The organism is Streptomyces sp. NPDC088246, assembly GCF_044741025.1.
GTDB lineage: Bacteria > Actinomycetota > Actinomycetes > Streptomycetales > Streptomycetaceae > Streptomyces.
Genome location: NZ_JBIURV010000018.1, coordinates 129,826 through 143,734 on the forward strand (window position 1 = coordinate 129,826; position 13,909 = coordinate 143,734).

15 protein-coding genes and 1 pseudogene are annotated in these 13,909 nt (G+C 69.5%); 10 read left to right on the forward strand and 6 right to left on the reverse strand.

All coding sequences use genetic code 11. The features are described from left to right. Nucleotides 1–61 precede the first annotated feature (61 nt). Nucleotides 62–1,576: a flotillin family protein gene (locus ACIPEK_RS24670; protein ID WP_401999797.1), complete on the reverse strand. Its 1,515-nt coding sequence runs from the start codon at nt 1,574–1,576 to the stop codon at nt 62–64. A 138-nt stretch (nt 1,577–1,714) separates the two neighbouring features. Then, complete coding sequence (locus ACIPEK_RS24675) at nt 1,715–1,933, reverse strand: hypothetical protein (protein WP_093897988.1); 219 nt, start codon at nt 1,931–1,933, stop codon at nt 1,715–1,717. A 49-nt stretch (nt 1,934–1,982) separates the two neighbouring features. Between ACIPEK_RS24675 and ACIPEK_RS24680 the strand changes: the two genes are divergently transcribed. Continuing rightward, entirely contained in the window at nt 1,983–3,005 is a 1,023-nt protein-coding gene (locus ACIPEK_RS24680; protein ID WP_401999800.1) for a LacI family DNA-binding transcriptional regulator, read from the forward strand. Between the two features lie 71 nt (nt 3,006–3,076). Next, entirely contained in the window at nt 3,077–3,358 is a 282-nt protein-coding gene (locus ACIPEK_RS24685) for a hypothetical protein (RefSeq protein ID WP_327271353.1), read from the forward strand. Nucleotides 3,359–3,521: 163 nt separating this feature from the next. Here the strand turns inward: ACIPEK_RS24685 and trxA are convergent, their stop codons facing one another. Further along, complete coding sequence (gene trxA / locus ACIPEK_RS24690) at nt 3,522–3,893, reverse strand: thioredoxin (protein WP_401999803.1); 372 nt, start codon at nt 3,891–3,893, stop codon at nt 3,522–3,524. 115 nt (nt 3,894–4,008) lie between these two features. Here trxA and ACIPEK_RS24695 point away from each other — a divergent pair, with 115 nt between their 5' ends. Then, on the forward strand, nt 4,009–5,451 hold the full coding sequence (locus tag ACIPEK_RS24695) for a dihydrolipoyl dehydrogenase family protein (RefSeq protein WP_401999806.1): 1,443 nt from the start codon (nt 4,009–4,011) through the stop codon (nt 5,449–5,451). Nucleotides 5,452–5,532: 81 nt separating this feature from the next. On the opposite strand, the gene ACIPEK_RS24700 is transcribed toward ACIPEK_RS24695, so the two are convergent. Continuing rightward, nucleotides 5,533–6,126 (reverse strand): histidine phosphatase family protein, encoded by a 594-nt coding sequence (locus tag ACIPEK_RS24700; RefSeq protein WP_401999809.1) that lies wholly within the window; start codon nt 6,124–6,126, stop codon nt 5,533–5,535. Nucleotides 6,127–6,386: 260 nt separating this feature from the next. Here ACIPEK_RS24700 and ACIPEK_RS24705 point away from each other — a divergent pair, with 260 nt between their 5' ends. Further along, nucleotides 6,387–6,602, forward strand: a complete 216-nt coding sequence (locus ACIPEK_RS24705; protein ID WP_401999812.1) for a CbtB-domain containing protein — start codon at nt 6,387–6,389, stop codon at nt 6,600–6,602. A 29-nt stretch (nt 6,603–6,631) separates the two neighbouring features. Continuing rightward, the gene (locus tag ACIPEK_RS24710; protein ID WP_401999815.1) at nt 6,632–7,405 is read left to right on the forward strand and encodes a CbtA family protein; all 774 of its coding nucleotides are present in this window, start codon (nt 6,632–6,634) and stop codon (nt 7,403–7,405) included. Between the two features lie 127 nt (nt 7,406–7,532). On the opposite strand, the gene ACIPEK_RS24715 is transcribed toward ACIPEK_RS24710, so the two are convergent. Then, entirely contained in the window at nt 7,533–8,039 is a 507-nt protein-coding gene (locus ACIPEK_RS24715; protein WP_401999818.1) for a GNAT family N-acetyltransferase, read from the reverse strand. Between the two features lie 223 nt (nt 8,040–8,262). On the opposite strand from ACIPEK_RS24715, the gene ACIPEK_RS24720 reads away from it, so the two are divergent. From ACIPEK_RS24720 to ACIPEK_RS24730, 3 genes are all read left to right on the forward strand, one after another. Further along, a complete protein-coding gene (locus tag ACIPEK_RS24720) occupies nt 8,263–9,009 on the forward strand; it encodes an SDR family oxidoreductase (protein ID WP_401999821.1) in 747 nt (248 codons plus the stop codon). 66 nt (nt 9,010–9,075) lie between these two features. Beyond that, nucleotides 9,076–9,972 carry an SDR family NAD(P)-dependent oxidoreductase gene (locus ACIPEK_RS24725; RefSeq protein ID WP_401999824.1) on the forward strand — a complete coding sequence of 299 codons (897 nt, stop codon included), beginning with the start codon at nt 9,076–9,078 and terminating at the stop codon, nt 9,970–9,972. 34 nt (nt 9,973–10,006) lie between these two features. Then, a complete protein-coding gene (locus ACIPEK_RS24730; protein WP_401999827.1) occupies nt 10,007–10,735 on the forward strand; it encodes a TetR/AcrR family transcriptional regulator in 729 nt (242 codons plus the stop codon). Here the strand turns inward: ACIPEK_RS24730 and ACIPEK_RS24735 are convergent. Then, complete coding sequence (locus tag ACIPEK_RS24735; RefSeq protein ID WP_401999830.1) at nt 10,732–11,091, reverse strand: tetratricopeptide repeat protein; 360 nt, start codon at nt 11,089–11,091, stop codon at nt 10,732–10,734. The genes ACIPEK_RS24730 and ACIPEK_RS24735 overlap by 4 nt on opposite strands. A 178-nt stretch (nt 11,092–11,269) precedes the next feature. Here ACIPEK_RS24735 and ACIPEK_RS24740 point away from each other — a divergent pair, with 178 nt between their 5' ends. Together ACIPEK_RS24740 and ACIPEK_RS24745 are read left to right on the forward strand one after the other, a co-directional pair. Beyond that, nucleotides 11,270–12,235 (forward strand): pirin family protein, encoded by a 966-nt coding sequence (locus ACIPEK_RS24740; protein WP_401999833.1) that lies wholly within the window; start codon nt 11,270–11,272, stop codon nt 12,233–12,235. A gap of 742 nt (nt 12,236–12,977) precedes the next feature. After that, nucleotides 12,978–13,874, forward strand: a pseudogene (locus ACIPEK_RS24745) (IS30 family transposase); the annotation flags it as partial. Nucleotides 13,875–13,909 lie beyond the last annotated feature (35 nt).

Here is a 13,909-nt window from a genome sequence, read left to right on the forward strand (position 1 = left end):
GCTGTGGCCGGTGCTTGCCCCGGGCTGAGGGGCGTGCACCGGCCACGGCCGACCGGACCGGTCAGGAAGGCGTGCCGCCCTCCTGATCACCCGTCACCGCAATGTGCTGCTTACGCGGCGAGGGCGTAGCGGCCGGCGTGACCCCGTTGACCTCGGACGCCGGTTCCGCCGGGCTGTCCTGACTCATCGTCGACAACAGCTGCCGGGCCAGTCCGAGGCCCGTGCCGCCCATCGTCAGCGCCTTCGCGAACATGTCCGACATGCCGTCGGCCCCGTTCAGCAGCACCATGTGGTCCACGCTGCTGAAGGCGCCCGCGCCCGCCTCGACGATCTCCGGCCACTTCTCGGCCAGCTGCTGGGCGACCACCGCCTCCTGGTTCTCCGCCAGGGCCGCGGCCCTGGCCTTGATCGCCTCCGCCTCGGCCAGGCCCTTGGCACGGGTCGCCTCGGCCAGTGCCAGCCCCTTGGCCTGGGCCGCGGCGGCCTCCGCCTCACCCGTCGCCCTGGTCGCCGTCGCGGCGGCGGCGCCGCGCGCCTTTGTCGCCTCGGCCTCCGCGAGCGCCGCAGTCTTGACCCGGTTGGCCTCCGCGACCGCGGCGAGCTCCGTCTCCCGCGCCTTCGCCTCGGCCGCCGAGATCCGGGCGTCGCGCTCGCCCTCGGCCAGGGTGCGCTTCTCGTACGCCTGGGCGTCCGCGGGCTTGCGCACATCGGCCTGCAGCTGTTGCTCGCGCCGCTGGGCCTCCAGTTCGGCGACCCTCGTCTCCTGGACCACGACCTCCTGCCGCGCCGCCGCGTCGGCCAGCGGACCCGCCTGCCGGGAGCTGGCCGCGGCCTTGTCGCGCTCGGCCTGATACCCGGCCTGCAGGATCTCGCTGTCGCGGGTCGCCTCCGACATCCGGGCGGCGGCCTGCTGCTCCGCCTCGGTGGCCCGCCGGTTGGCCTCGGCCTGCGCTATCCGGGCATCCCGCTGCACCGCCGCCGCATGCGGCATCGCCAGGTTCTTGATGTAGCCCGTAGGGTCCTCGATCTCATGGATCTGGAGCGAGTCGACGATCAGCCCGAGCTTCTCCATCTCGGTCCCGCACGCCGCCCGGGTCTGCCCGGTGAGCTTCTCCCGGTCCCGGATCATGTCCTCGACCGTCAACCCGCCCACGATGGAACGCAGATGACCGGCGAACACGTTGTGCACCCGCTCCGACATCATCTTCTGCTGGTCAAGGAAGCGGCGGGCCGCATTGGCGATCGACACGAAGTCGTCGCCCACCTTGAAGATGACAACGCCGCGCACCCGCAGCGGAATCCCCTGATGCGTGACGCAATCGACCGACAGCTCGGTCTCGTTGAGGTCCAGTGACATCTTCCGCACTGCCTGGACCCCGGGCAGGACGAGCGTTCCGTGACCAGTGACGATCCTAAATCCCATGCCCTGCCCGAGACCCTCGGTCTTGTGCTTGGAACCGGAGATGACGAGTGCTTCGTTCGGCTCGGCCACTCGCCACATCAGCTTGAACAGGCCGATCAACACAATGATGGCGGCGAGTACGAGACCCGCCGTGACGCCGATGACCATCGGCATGCGCCCCCTTATCGCAGTGCCCCGTCGGCACCGCTGAACGGGGGGAGTCTTCTCCTGCTCGCGGCGGTGGAGAAGACGCTTGCGCAACCTTGCCGCATTCTTGACGACGAAAGGTGTGAAGACCCTCCCGCCGGGGCCTCAACTACCGTATGCGCGAGCCACATACACCGTCCGTGGCGGCAGATACTCGATCACCGTCACCACCGTGCCCGGCTCGATGCGTTCCTTCGCGGAGGCCGGATGCGCGAGGAAGTGCTCGGCGCCGCCCCGGATCCGTACGATCACCTCGCCGACCAGCCCCGGCCCCACCGTCCCGGTCACCCGGCCGATCAGTCCCACCATCGAGGAGTCATCCATGCCCCGGAGCGTACACACGCCGCACAGGTCTGGAAGACTGCCCGACGCCATGAGCCAGTTACCGAACCAGCCCACCGAAGGCCCCGTCCCGACCAGTGCCGATGTGGCACGGCTCGCCGGAGTCTCCCGGGCCACCGTGTCGTACGTACTGAACAACAACGCGTCCGTGCGGATCAGCGAACCCACCCGCCGCCGGGTCAGGGAAGCGGCCACCGAACTCGGCTACGTACCGCATGCGGCGGCCCGCAGCCTGCGTGCCGGACACACTCGCATGGTGCTGCTCCCCACCATGAACTTCCCGGCCGGCCCGCTCCACCACCGCTTCTTCCACCAACTGGAATCCGGGCTGCGCCGCCTCGACTACACCGTGGTCCAGTACGGCAGCACCGGTCTGGACGCCGACGCCGCGCCACGTGCCTGGGCCGAACTCCGTCCCGTCGCCGTCATCGCACCCGGCACGATCGCCCTCACCCCGCAGGGCATATCCGTACTCAGGCGATCCGGAGCCAAGGCCGTGATCACCCTCGGGCCCCGTCCTGTGACCGGTGCCCATGCGCTGGTCATGGACCAGAGGGAGGTCGGCAGCTGTGCGACCCGACATCTGCTGGAGCGAGGCCGGCGCCGCATAGGGGTCGTCATGCCCGAGGAAAGCGACGTCGGCCTGTTCGCCGAACCCCGGCTGGCCGGAGCCCGGCAGGCCGCACTGAGCCATGGAGCCCGTATCGAACCGCTGCCGTTGCGGTACGAGGAGAAAGCGGCCGCCCGGCTGGCCGCCCGCTGGCGCACCATGGGCCTCGATGCCGTGTTCGCGTACAACGACGAATACGCGATGCTCCTGATGAGGGCCCTTCAGGACGCGGGCATCGAGGTGCCCCGCGAGACGGCCGTGGTCGGCGCCGACGACCTGATGCTCGGCAGACTGCTGCGGCCCCGGCTCAGCAGTGTGCGGATGGAGCTGGCCACGCCACAGCCGCTGGCGGACCTCGTCGACCGGCTGGTGCAGCACTCCGGTGGTGCCCCCGAGCACCACGACCTGCTGCGGGCCCGGGCGGTCCACCGCGAGTCCAGCTGAGCCGCCGACTCCGCACGGTGCAGCAGCGCGGCAACGTGCGCACCGCGCGCCGCTTGCCTAGCGTCATGACCATGAGCCATCCGCAGAGCTACGAGATCCTGCTGGTCCCCGGATTCGCCGAGGACACCACCGACGCCGCCGAGCCCGGCGGCGCCATCCGTTCGGCGGTCGTGGCGGCGACCGGTGAGACCGGGGCATCGGGCTACCCCCGGTATTCGGGCGAAGGCATCGTGGCGGACATCGACCCGGCGACGCGCACGGTAGAAGCCCTGCTGGTCGACGGAGCCGAGCTGGACTACGGCCTCTCGGTCCGGATCAAGGAGAAGAACGCCGAGGACAAGGCCGACAGCTGAGGCAGGGCCGCCCGTTTCCGGCCGTGGAAGGCCACGGAAGGCCACGGAAGGCCACGGAAGGCCACGGAAGGCCACGGAAGGCCACGGAAGGCCATGGAAGGCCATGGAAAGAGACCCGACCGGTGTGGTCGGGCCCCTCACCCTGCTCATGTGTGCGCGGAGCCTACTTCTGGTCCTTCTGCTGATCCTCGATGGACTTGCGGACCTCGTCCATGTCCAGCTTCCTGGCCTGCCCGATGACGTCCTCCAGCGCCGTCTCCGGCAGCGCCCCGGGCTGGGCGAACACCGCCACATTGTCCCGGACGATCATCAGCGTGGGGATGGAACGGATCTCGAAGGCCGCTGCCAGCTCCTGCTGCGCCTCCGTGTCGACCTTGGCGAAGACCAGGTCGCCGTGGCGCTCGGACGCCGCGTCGTAGACCGGCGCGAACTGCCGGCACGGGCCGCACCAGGAAGCCCAGAAGTCGATCAGGACGAAGTCGTTGTCACTGACGACCTGATCGAAGTTTTCCTTGGTGAGCTCAACGGTGCTCATGCTCTGTTACCTCTTCCTGTGCCCGTTCGGACCTGTCCGGCACAACCGTGCCTGTACTTGCGCTATTCCGCCTGCCCATGTGGCCGTCGCGCACACCCACGACCAGACTGTCCCCATGACAGATGCTTCCCTGAACACCGAGTACGACGTCGTGGTGATCGGAGCAGGTCCGGTGGGTGAGAACGTCGCCGACCGGGCCCGTGCCGCCGGGCTGAGCACGGCGGTCGTCGAGGTGGAACTCATCGGCGGCGAATGCTCGTACTGGGCCTGCATTCCCAGCAAGGCCCTGCTGCGCCCGGTCGTCGCCCGCGCCGATGCCCGCCGGGTCCCCGGCCTCAGCGACGCCGTGCAGGGGCCGCTGGACACGGCAGCGGTCCTCGCCCACCGTGACGAATACACCTCGCACTGGAAGGACGACGGACAGGCTGCCTGGCTGGAGGGCGTCGGAGCGGACATCTACCGGGGCCGGGGCCGGCTCACCGGTAGAAAAACGGTCTCCGTCACCGCCCCCGACGGCACGGAACACCGACTCACCGCCCGGCAGGCCGTCGCGGTCTGCACCGGCAGCCGCGCCGTCGTCCCCGCCCTGCCCGGCATCGACGGGGCCCGCCCCTGGACCAGCCGGGAGGCGACGAGCGCCAAGAAGGTACCCGACCGCCTCATGATCGTCGGAGGCGGCGTGGTCGGGACGGAGATGGCCACCGTCTGGCAGGCCCTCGGCGCCCGGGTGACGATGCTGATCCGCGGCAAGGGACTCCTGCCGAAGATGGAACCCTTCGCGGGCGAGCTGGTCGCCCAGGCACTGACGGAGGCGGGCGCCGACATCCGTACCGGAGTCTCGGCGACTTCCGTACGGCGCGCGGTCCCGGACGGCCCGGTCACCGTGGAGCTGAACAACGGAGAGCGCGTCGAGGCCGACGAGATCCTCTTCGCCACCGGCCGCGCCCCGCGCACCGACGACCTCGGCCTGGAAACGGTGGGACTGAAGCCCGGCTCCTGGCTCACCGTCGACGACAGTTGCCGCGTCGACGGCACAACCTGGCTCTACGCGGTCGGCGACGTCAACCACCGGGCGCTCCTTACGCACCAGGGCAAGTACCAGGCACGCATCGCGGGCGCCGCGATCGCCGCCCGCGCCGCGGGTGTGCCGCTGCTGGAGACCGACCGCTGGGGCGCCCACGCAGCCACCGCCGACCACGCGGCCGTCCCCCAGGTCGTCTTCACCGACCCCGAGGCCGCATCGGTCGGTCTTACCCTCGCCGAGGCCGAGGAGGCCGGCCACCGCGTACGCGCCGTCGACCACGACCTCGCCGCGGTGGCGGGCTCCGGCCTGTACGCGGACGGCTATCGAGGCCGCGCCCGCATGATTGTCGACCTCGACCGGGAGATCCTGCTCGGTGTCACGTTCGTCGGGCCGGGCATCGGCGAACTGCTGCACTCGGCGACGATCGCGGTCGCGGGCGAGGTCCCCATCGACCGGCTGTGGCACGCGGTGCCCGCGTATCCGACGATCAGCGAGGTCTGGCTGCGCCTGCTGGAGGCATACCGGGACGCGTAGGGCACGGCCCGCCCGTCGCCAGCAGCTCCCCCGGGCAGCGCGGCATCCGTAGTTGTTCATACCGCGGGCCACGGGAGGACGTCAGTCCCCCGGAGCGGGGGACAGCGGCTGCCCACAGTGCAGGTTCCACCGTCCGGACCGGCCGCTGAGCCCGGTCAGCGTCAGCGGGGCTACGTCCAGCCGCCAGAACGCCTCCGTCGGGAGCGCGAGCGCCCGTACGATCACCGCCCGCACCACCGCAGGCTCGACGACCCCCAGCACACGGCCGCCCTCGTCGCCGTACAGGGGCTGGAGGGCATCCAGCCAGCGGCCGACCCTGGCGCAGAACTCCAGCAACGGTTCGCCGCCGTGCGGAGCCGCCGAAGGATCGGTCATCCAGGCCGACACCGCCTCCGGCTCGCTCCCGCTCACCTCCTCCAGCCGCTGTCCGTTCCACCGGCCCATGTCCCAGCCGCGGAGGGCGAGTTCGTGCTCGGCGCGCAACCCCAGCGCGTCGGCGGTCCGGTCGCACCGTTCGGACGGCCCGCAGACATACCGGTCGGCCGCAGGCACCGCTGCCGCAGCGGCCCTGGCCCGCCGGACCCCGACCGCGTCGAGCGGCGCATCGCCGTCGAAGCGGGCCTCGCGCAGCCCGGCATTGAGCGCCGGTGAAATCAACATCACCTTTATCGTCATGACTGGGTCAACCCCCTGAAGTCTGGCCCCTCAAGTGCACCCACCATGGCATCCGGGCGTTCCGGCCCTGCCGACGGCACCATGGCCGCGCCTGCTCCCAGGCGGTATCGTCCGATGAGCATGACGAAGTGTGACGGAAGTTCGGTGAGAATCCGGCACGGTCGCGCCACTGTGAACCCGTACCCGTACGGGAAGTCAGACCCAGCACCTTCGTCTCAGGCACCACGAACGGGACGCGTGTTCCCTCAGGAGGTTCTGCCATGGCACAGACTGCTGCCCCCGCCACCGCCGTATCGGCGATCACCCCCATCTCCCTGAAGGCCATTGCCCCTTGGGCGGTCTTCTTCGGCATCCTCATGCTCGTACTGCTGTACTTCGTCGGCGCCGAGCAGGGCGCCACCGCGGTCATCTCCGGCGAAGGTGTCCACGAGTGGGTCCACGACGGCCGCCACCTCCTCGGTTTCCCCTGTCACTGACATACCGTCCGACCCCAGGGGAAATGCTCATGAACTCCATATCTGTCAGAGCCCTGCTCGTCCGCGGCATGCTGGCCGGCCTCGCCGCGGGCGCGCTCGCCCTGGTCGTCGCCTACTTCCTCGGCGAGTCCCGGGTCGACGCGGCCATCGCTCTCGAAGAGGCGCACAGCCATGACCACGGCGGCGGCGAGGAACTCGTCAGCCGGACCATGCAGTCCACTGCCGGCCTCGCCACCGGTGTGCTCGTCTTCGGTGTGGCGATCGGCGGCATCGCCGCCCTCGTCTTCTGTTACGCCCTCGGCCGGATCGGCAGATTCGGCCCGCGGGCCACGGCCGCCCTGATCGCGGGTGCGGCCCTGCTGACGGTGTACATCGTGCCGTTCCTGAAGTACCCGGCCAACCCGCCGGCCGTCGGCAACCCCGACACGATCGGCCGGCGCACCGCCCTGTTCTTCCTGATGGTCGCCCTCAGCGTGCTGCTGGCCGTCGCTGCCGTCATCTTCGGCAAGCGGCTGGCTCCACGCCTGGGCAACTGGAACGCGACGATCACCGCATCCGCCGCCTACGTCGTCGTGATCGGGGTCGCCTACGCGTTCCTGCCCTCGTTCAACGAGGTCGGAAAGGACTTCCCGGCCGGCCTGCTGTGGGAGTTCCGCCTGGCCACGCTCGCCGTGCAGGCCACTTTCTGGATCACCTTCGGCCTTGTCTTCGGCCGGCTGACGGATCGGCTTCTCGTGCCGAGGACCGACTCCGCCAGGACCGGAAACGGTGCGGCGAACCGGGCTGCCACCGCGGCCGGCTGACCGACGCACCACTGGCCAACCAGAAGACATCGGAACCCGCCGGGAGCTTCCCGGCGGGTTCTGCCGTCCCGTAATGCGCAGCCGACCCGGCGCCTACGTACCCGCAAGGGGCCGGACGACCGGGGGCTCAATCCTCGGCCTGCTGATCCCAGTCGATCCGGTAGTGCTTCAGCAGCGCGTCCTCCTTCACCAGGTGCATACCGGCGGCTGTCATGACGTGCTGCGACGCGAGGTTGTCCAGATCGGTGTCGCCGTGCACGCAGCTCACACCCTGGTCGCGGGCGAACAGGAGCAGTGCGCGCAGCGCCTCGGAGGCGTAACCCATGCCCTGAGCCGAGGGGACGAGGCCGCAGCCGATCGTGACGTGGCCGTTCTCGTCCGGAGCGCCATGGAATCCCAGCCCGCCGATCACCTCTCCGTCGTCGCGGCGACGTATCTCGTACGAACCGAAGGGGCTGGGATCACCCGTCGTCGCGCATGTGTCGAGGAAGCGCTCGGCCGCGGCCATCTCGCCGGGGGACGGGTATCCGGGCGCCCAGCGGGCACCGTCTCCCGGCTTGCCCGCCATCACCCGCAAGGCATCGGAGGCGCTCATCAGGCGAAGGAAGAGGCGGGGAGTCTCAAGGTCGGTCATGACCGAGTGAAGTATCACGCGGGACGGGCGGAAGGCATCCGGATTGTCCGACGGGAGCGTGCGAAGCGGGGCGGGGACCCCGGTGGGGTCCTGCAGGGGCCCTGCAGGGCGCGGGGTAGGGCTGTTAGCAGATAGGTACCGTCGTTACGGTATTGATGTTAGCGTCGCTATCACCGGCCGGGGTGCGGAATTCACCGGCCCGCCTGAGACAGGGAGCGCCGTCATGAGCGAGCAGCACACCACCACACGCCGGGTAGCGATCGTCACCGGAGGATCCCGGGGCATAGGCCGCGAGAGCGCCGAGCGACTGGCTTCCGACGGATTCGCCGTCGTCATCAATTACGTGGGCAACCAGGCCGAGGCCGACTCGGCGGTGGCGGCGATCACCGCGGCGGGCGGGCAGGCCGTCGCCTTCCGTGCCGATGTGGCCGACGAGGTCGCGGTCTCGGCACTCTTCGACACGGCCGAGGAGACCTTCGGCGGAGTCGACGTGGTAGTGCACGTGGCCGGTGTCATGACACTGGCGCCGTTGGTCGACACCGATCTGGACGCACTGGACCGGATGCACCGCACCAACATCCGCGGGACGTTCGTCGTCGACCAGCAGGCGGCCCGCCGACTGCGCAAGGGCGGGGCGGTCATCAACTTCTCCAGCTCCGTGCTGTCGCTTGCCATGCCCGGCTACAGCGCCTATGCCGCCACCAAGGGCGCCGTCGAGGCCATGACCCTGATCCTGGCCCGGGAGCTGCGCGGGCGGGACATCACGGTCAACGCCGTGGCCCCCGGGCCGACCGCCACCGCCCTGTTCCTGGACGGCAAGGACGAGCAGACCATCGCGAGGCTGGCCGGCCAGGCACCGCTGGGGCGGCTGGGCACCCCGCAGGACATCGCCGAGGTGATCTCCTTCCTCGCCGGCCCGGCCCGCTGGGTCAACGGCCAGGTGCTGCGCGCCAACGGCGGCATCGTCTGAGCGGCCGCCAGAGCACTGCCCCGCCCGCCCCGTTCGACAGTTGATCCACACCCCAGGAGGACAGCCATGAGCAGGACCATCGTGATCACAGGTGCGGGCTCCGGCTTCGGAGCGCTGGCCGCACGCGCTCTGGCCGATGCCGGGCACACCGTCTACGCGGCCATGCGCAACACCACCTCACGCAATGCCGACCGGGTCGCCGACGCGGCGCGGTACGCCGCCGAGCACGGCGTGGACCTGCGCACCGTCGAACTCGATGTGCTCTCCCAGGAGTCCGCCGACGCCGCCGTTGCCACGGTCCTGTCCGAAGCCGGCCGTCTCGACGTGATCATCCACAATGCAGGGCACATGGTCACCGGCCCCACGGAGGCATTCACCCCCGAGGAACTGGCAGCGGTCTACGACACCAATGTTCTCGGCACCCAACGCGTCAACCGTGCGGCCCTGCCGCACCTGCGGGCCCAGGAGAACGGCCTGGTCATGTGGATCGGCTCCACCTCCACCCAGGGCGGCACCCCGCCCTGCCTCGCCCCCTACTTCGCCGCCAAGGCCGCCATGGACGCTCTCGCCGTCTCGTACGCGGCCGAGCTCGCCCGCTTCAACATCGAGACCAGTATCGTCGTGCCCGGCTCCTTCACCTCGGGGACCAACCATTTCGTCACCGGCGGGCACCCCTCCCACGAAACGATCGTCGCAGACTACGAGGAGCGCTACGAGGGCCTGATGGACCAGGTGTCCCAGCGTCTGGCCGCCCTGGCGCCGGCCGATGCCGATGTGTCCCAGGTGGCGGACGCGATCGTGGCCGTTGTCGAGACCGAGCACGGCAAGCGGCCCTTTCGCGTCCATGTCGACCCGGCGGACGACGGCAGTGAGGCGGTCAGCGCCGTCGCCGACCGTATCCGTGCCGAGTTCCTTACCCGGATCGGCCTCGACGACCTGCTCACCCCTCATGCCGTCGTCTGACACCCGTCAGGGCGCACTTGATAGCGTCCGTGCGATGAGCACACGAGCACGAATCCTGGAAGTGGCGGCGCGCCTGGTCGCGGAATCCCCGAACGGGGACATCTCCACCCGGGCCGTGTGTGAGGCCGCGCAGGTGGGCGCCCCGGCGCTCTACCGCCATTTCGGCGACAAGGAAGGCCTGTTGTCCGCGGTGGTGGACCACGGCTTCGACACATACTTGGCGACGAAGCGACAGCGTGGCGAGAGCGCAGACCCCATCGAGGATCTGCGCAACGGCTGGGACAGCCACGTCGAGTTCGCCCTGCAGAACCCCAATCTGTACCGGCTGATGAATTCACCGGCCATGCATACGCCACCGGCCGCGGCCCTCGAGTCCCATCAGATCCTTACCAGGGACCTGGAGCGGGCCGCGGCTGTGGGCAGGCTGCGCCTGACCCCCGAACTGGCCGCGCAGATGGTGATGTCGGCCAATGTGGGCGTGGCGCTGATGCTCGTCGCCCGCCCCGCGACCTTCGGCGACGCGAACGTGTCACGGCGGGTACGCGACGCCGTGCATGCCGCGGTCTTCACCCCGGATGTGCCCGGCGCTTCCGCAGACGCGGACGACACGGGGGCCGCCGTGTCCGAGGCCCACGTGCCGTCCACCGCGGCCCGGCTGAACGCACTGCTGCGGCAGTCGCCGGATCCGGCACTCAGCGCGGCCGAGGGTAGCCTCCTGACGGAATGGCTGAACCGCCTGTCGAACGCTCCACGCGACCGCTAGAGCCCTGCCCGGTCCGCGTCGAAGTCCCCGGAGAACGCAGCCGCCATCCGCAGATGACCGGTCGCCTCCGCGCTTCGCCCCTGGCGCTCAAGCGTGCGGCCGAGCATCAGCCGCGCGTAGTGCTCCACCGGGTCGCGCTCCAGAACCGCCCGCAGCTCCGTCTCGGCCCTGCCGAGCCGAGCCGAGTGGTAGTAGGCCCGGGCCAGCAGCAGACGCGGGGAGACCTGCTCCGGCGCCTCCTCGACCAGACCTTCCAGAATCCGGGCCGCAGTCATGTACTCCTTCGCTTCGAAAAACATCTGCGCACGGTCCCAGCGGTCGGCGGGCGTACCGAACTCGAAATAGGTGTCGCTCACTTGAACTCCTCGTTCACGGACCGTCCCGGGATCGCTCCCGGCCCTGTCCAGCCACTGGCCCGGCCATATGCTCAGCCGTGCTCCAGTCACCCGAACATGGCACACTGGTTGAATATTCCACTAAATTATCGGCGTGGGTACCGGCACCTAGGGCCTGCGCGGGAATAGGTTGAGCGCCATGAGCAATCTCGATCGCCAGGCCATACTTTCCGTCTGTGGAGGACGGGGCTTCGTCGTCGCCGAGCCTGTACGTGAACTCCTCACCCCGCGCCATGTCCGGCTGGGTGAGTCCACCGAGGTCCGCAGACTGCTGCCCAATCTGGGCCGCCGGATGGTCGGCGCATGGGCCTTTGTCGATCATTACGGCCCCGACGACATCGCCGGCGAACCAGGGATGCAAGTACCGCCCCACCCTCACATGGGCCTGCAGACGGTCAGCTGGCTGCACGACGGCGAGGTCCTGCACCGGGACAGCCTCGGCAGTCTCCGCACGATCCGCCCGCGCGAGCTGGGACTGATGACCTCCGGCCGGGCCATCAGTCACTCCGAGGAGAGCCCGAAGTCGCATGCGAGGTTTCTGCACGGCGCCCAGCTCTGGGTCGCCCTGCCGGATGCCCACCGCCATGTCGAGCCGCACTTCCAGCACCACACCGAGCTGCCCACCGTCACCGCCCCCGGCCTCACCGCCACCCTGATCCTGGGCGAACTCGACGGCGCCACTTCGCCCGGCACCGCGTACACCCCGATCGTCGGCGCCGACCTGGCCCTGTCCGCCGGCGCCGAGACTCGCTTGCCACTCGATCCGGACTTCGAGTACGCGGTGCTCTCGATGTCCGGCCAGGCCGAGGTCGACGGCGTACCCGTGCTGCCCGGTTCCATGCTCTACCTCGGCTGCGGCCGCACCGAACTCCCCTTGCGCGCGGACACCGACGCGGGTCTCATGCTCCTCGGCGGCGAGCCCTTCGAGGAGGAGATCATCATGTGGTGGAACTTCATCGGGCGTTCCCATGAGGAAATCGGGGCGGCCCGTCTGGACTGGATGGAGGGCCCCCGCTTCGGCGAGGTGAAGGGCTACGACGGGTCCGGGCTGCCTGCTCCGGCCTTGCCGCCGGTGGCGCTGAAACCCCGGGGTCGGGTGCGCTGACCTGGGGTGATGTGTCCTCCAACGGTCCCCGTCGCGTGCCTTCGCTGCGTCCCCTCGCCGGTACGGCGGGGGGACGCGGTTGTGCCTGCCGTGGGTCGGTTCCTCGGGCGGTCGGTAGTTGCACGTGTTGGCACCTGTGACCAGGTCTGATCGAACACTTGCTGACCCTTTGCTGACCTTACTGATGCGTAATCAGATTTGTGGGGTCATCGAACCGTCGGTGCCGACCCTGCTTGGTCCGTGCTCACCCCGAGCTGCTCGCGCTGTGCGAATCCGGGTAGTGAGAGAAAAGGCTGCGTTGCTACATTCGCGGCCCAGCTGGGCGTGGTTCATCCGTTCGTCTCGCTTGTGGAGGTGGCTGGTGCCGTCGGTGCTTGGTCTGCTGGAGGCCCGAGAGAAGAAGGTCCGGGAAGAGATCGCGCTGTTGCGGGAGGAGGTCGAGCGGGTGCAGGCCGCGCTCGTCGCGGCGGAGCTCACGCTTCAGCGTCTGGCCCAGGCCCGTGAGACGGTGGCCGAAGTGCTGGCCGGGCCGCCGTCCGCGGTCGCGGAGCCGGCACGGAGCGCGGTGGCAGGCTCGCCCGTGCCGCGGCGGGCGGAGGGCATGGCGGCGTCGGTCCTTGCGCCGGACTACCAGCGGATCGTGTCGGTGCTGGAGTCGGAGGCGGGCCGGGAGGGCATGCGCTGCCAGCAGCTGGCCACAGCCCTGGGACTGGAGGCGGTCCCGGCGAAGGTCGAAGGGGACGTACGCCGTCCCGACGGAACACAGGTCACCGGGCCGAAGACGCCACGGTGGAAGGGACGGAACAAGCCCCGCCGTCAGGACCGGCGGTGGGCGACGGCCTGGAGTCCCGAACAGATCGCGGGCCGGCTCAGGACGGATTTCCCCGATGATGAGTCCATGCGCATCTCGCACGAGGCGATCTACCAGGCGCTTTACATCCAAGGGCGTGGAGCCCTCAAGCGTGAGCTGGTCGGCTGTCTGCATACCGGGCGTGCGCTGCGGGTTCCCCGCGCCCGAGCCCGACGGCGGGCGAACGGGCACGTCACCCCCGAGGTGATGATCAGCCAACGACCGGCCGAGGCCGAGGACCGGGCAGTCCCGGGACACTGGGAAGGCGACCTCATCATCGGCACCGGCAAGTCCGCGATCGGCACTCCGGTCGAGCGCACGACCCGGTTTACCATGCTGCTGCACCTGCCCCGCATGGAAGGCTTTGACACCGAGCCGAGGGTGAAGAACGGGCCGGCGCTGGCCGGTCTGGGTGCCGAGGCCGTCAGGGACGCGATCGCCTCCACTATCACCACGCTGCCCGAGCAGCTGCGTCGCTCGTTGACCTGGGACCGCGGCAAAGAACTGGCACAGCATGCCCGGCTCCGCGTCGACACCGGCCTCGAGATCTACTTCGCGGACCCGCACAGCCCGTGGCAACGCGGCACGAACGAGAATACGAATGGGTTGCTGCGGCAGTACTTTCCGAAGGGCACGGACCTGTCCCGATGGCAGACAGACGACCTCGCAGCCGTTGCACTCGCCCTCAACAGCCGCCCCCGCAAAACCCTCGGATGGAAGACACCCGCTGAAGCCCTCAACGAACACCTACTCTTGACTCAAGAAGCCGGTGTTGCGACAACCGATTGAGTCCGGGCAATATACGTCGATCAAGCTAACAACTC

What these genes read in the sequence shown, in the direction of transcription:
- ACIPEK_RS24695 (WP_401999806.1), top strand. Translation starts at nt 4,009, where the DNA reads ATGACAGATGCTTCCCTGAACACCGAGTACGACGTCGTGGTGATCGGA.
- ACIPEK_RS24710 (WP_401999815.1), top strand. Translation starts at nt 6,632, where the DNA reads ATGAACTCCATATCTGTCAGAGCCCTGCTCGTCCGCGGCATGCTGGCC.
- trxA (WP_401999803.1), bottom strand. Translation starts at nt 3,893, where the DNA reads ATGAGCACCGTTGAGCTCACCAAGGAAAACTTCGATCAGGTCGTCAGT.
- ACIPEK_RS24705 (WP_401999812.1), top strand. Translation starts at nt 6,387, where the DNA reads ATGGCACAGACTGCTGCCCCCGCCACCGCCGTATCGGCGATCACCCCC.
- ACIPEK_RS24675 (WP_093897988.1), bottom strand. Translation starts at nt 1,933, where the DNA reads ATGGATGACTCCTCGATGGTGGGACTGATCGGCCGGGTGACCGGGACG.
- ACIPEK_RS24685 (WP_327271353.1), top strand. Translation starts at nt 3,077, where the DNA reads ATGAGCCATCCGCAGAGCTACGAGATCCTGCTGGTCCCCGGATTCGCC.
- ACIPEK_RS24725 (WP_401999824.1), top strand. Translation starts at nt 9,076, where the DNA reads ATGAGCAGGACCATCGTGATCACAGGTGCGGGCTCCGGCTTCGGAGCG.
- ACIPEK_RS24700 (WP_401999809.1), bottom strand. Translation starts at nt 6,126, where the DNA reads ATGACGATAAAGGTGATGTTGATTTCACCGGCGCTCAATGCCGGGCTG.
- ACIPEK_RS24720 (WP_401999821.1), top strand. Translation starts at nt 8,263, where the DNA reads ATGAGCGAGCAGCACACCACCACACGCCGGGTAGCGATCGTCACCGGA.
- ACIPEK_RS24680 (WP_401999800.1), top strand. Translation starts at nt 1,983, where the DNA reads ATGAGCCAGTTACCGAACCAGCCCACCGAAGGCCCCGTCCCGACCAGT.
- ACIPEK_RS24730 (WP_401999827.1), top strand. Translation starts at nt 10,007, where the DNA reads ATGAGCACACGAGCACGAATCCTGGAAGTGGCGGCGCGCCTGGTCGCG.
- ACIPEK_RS24740 (WP_401999833.1), top strand. Translation starts at nt 11,270, where the DNA reads ATGAGCAATCTCGATCGCCAGGCCATACTTTCCGTCTGTGGAGGACGG.
- ACIPEK_RS24670 (WP_401999797.1), bottom strand. Translation starts at nt 1,576, where the DNA reads ATGCCGATGGTCATCGGCGTCACGGCGGGTCTCGTACTCGCCGCCATC.
- ACIPEK_RS24715 (WP_401999818.1), bottom strand. Translation starts at nt 8,039, where the DNA reads ATGACCGACCTTGAGACTCCCCGCCTCTTCCTTCGCCTGATGAGCGCC.